Source organism: Methylobacterium sp. (genome assembly GCF_019750675.1).
GTDB lineage: Bacteria > Pseudomonadota > Alphaproteobacteria > Rhizobiales > Beijerinckiaceae > Methylobacterium.
Genome location: NZ_JAIEOF010000191.1, coordinates 1 through 1,601, shown reverse-complemented (window position 1 = coordinate 1,601; position 1,601 = coordinate 1). Strand labels below are relative to the sequence as shown.

Here is a 1,601-nt window from a genome sequence, read left to right as displayed (position 1 = left end):
GAAAAGGGTGCTGTTCGCTTTGTCATGGCTCCATCCTCTCAAAAGTTGGAGCCTCCGAAAATCCCGGAGCGGTTCAGTTTCGATCATCCCGACGAGTTCGACGATCATCTTGGCAAGAGCGGGTTCGAGGTCATCGAGTCCGAGCGACCGAACCTCGCCGTTGCCGCGCCCGTTGGTGGCTTTGGCGTTCGTGACCACCAGCGTGGTGCCCTCCAGGCGGGCGGTCGCCCATTCGCTCGGACGCAAGCCGAGCTCGACGCCGAGCCACAGCATACGGTGGGCCAGACGAGCGTACGGATGCGGGGACTGGCGCAGCGCTGCACTGATCGCCCGAAGCTCGTCCGGCGTGCCGGCCCGCCGCTTCTTCGCACTCGTTCTCCGGATCGTGGGCGGGCACGGTTCGGGGTGAGCCGGTGCCGCGTTCAGGCGTCCCAGAGCCGCCGAGGCCTCCGCGTGCGCATCCGGTTTGCGGCAGAGGTTCTCCAGGCCATACCGGATGGAAGCACGGTACTGCCGGATCGTCGGGGGGCGCCACTTGCCCTTCGACCCCAAGAACCAGCTGACGAGTGCGCCTGGAGAAGGGTGGTCGCCATCCAGGCCGAGTTCCCAACCCGCCGTCCTCGAGAGCGCATTGGCGCGCCGGATATAGGCTCTCCCCGTCTCCGGCGTCCGCGTCTGATTTCGAGCATCCATTTCCATCGTCCCCCACGTTACTGCGAGCCCCAGTAACGGCGGCCGGCAACAGCGCCGGGCGTCCGCGACCGCGGCTCGCAGTAACCTGGCAGACGGTGACGAAAAACGCTCGTCACCGTCTGCCGGGTGGGGTCGAGCGCCGCAAAGGTGACCGGGAAGCTGGTGTCTCAGATCGCGGGCGCGTGCGGTTAGAAGTGGACCGGTGCCGCGTTCAGCTGTTCCAAAGCCTCCAAGGCCGCCGCATGCCCATCCGGTTTGCGGCAGCGGTTCTCCAGGCCATACCGGATGGCGCCCCGATATTGCCGGATCGTCGGGGGTCGCCACCTCCCCTTCGCACCCACGAACCAACTGACGAGTTCGCCCGGAGAGGCGTGCTCGCCCTCCCGCCGGAGTTCCCGTACCGCCATCCTCGAAAGCGCATCGGCGCGCTGTTCATAGGCGTGCTTCGTGCCCACCGTACAGCCCTGATTTCGACTGTTCATTTCCTCGTACCCCCACGTTACTGCGAGCCTCAGTAACGGCCGCCGGCAACAGCGCCGGCCGACCGCGACCGCGGGTCGAAGAACGCTTGCAGACCGCGATGAAAAACGCTCGTCACCACTGCCGGTCGGGGTCGAGCTTCATGAGGGCGACCGGGATGTTGGCCTCGCGGCGATGCCGAGCGCAGAACACGTCACCCTCGTCGGCGCAGATGAAGGCCAGGTTCCACGATCCGCAGCGATCGTACCCGCAACGCGCGTCCCAGGGCAGGCGCTCGACGTGGAGGACGGCTCGCTCGGTCTGAACGGCGGTCGTCTGCATCCAGAGAGGCATGGCAGGATCGTAACGCGGTGTCTGCTTTCGCTTCGCCTTAAACGGCGCGGGCAGCCGTCGAACGGCGGCGTCTCCGCACCCGGTCTGGGTGCCGT

Annotated in this window: 1 protein-coding gene and 1 pseudogene; both read right to left on the bottom strand. The window is 66.5% G+C overall.

The window, feature by feature from the left end; all coding sequences use genetic code 11:
• Positions 1–699, bottom strand: a pseudogene (locus K2X24_RS10305) (hypothetical protein); the annotation flags it as partial.
• A 588-nt stretch (positions 700–1,287) separates the two neighbouring features.
• Positions 1,288–1,506: a hypothetical protein gene (locus K2X24_RS10300; RefSeq protein WP_292497530.1), complete on the bottom strand. Its 219-nt coding sequence runs from the start codon at positions 1,504–1,506 to the stop codon at positions 1,288–1,290.
• Positions 1,507–1,601 lie beyond the last annotated feature (95 nt).

Excerpts from the sequence above, each read along its gene's own strand:
- K2X24_RS10300 (WP_292497530.1), bottom strand. The coding sequence starts at position 1,506 with ATGCCTCTCTGGATGCAGACGACCGCCGTTCAGACCGAGCGAGCCGTC.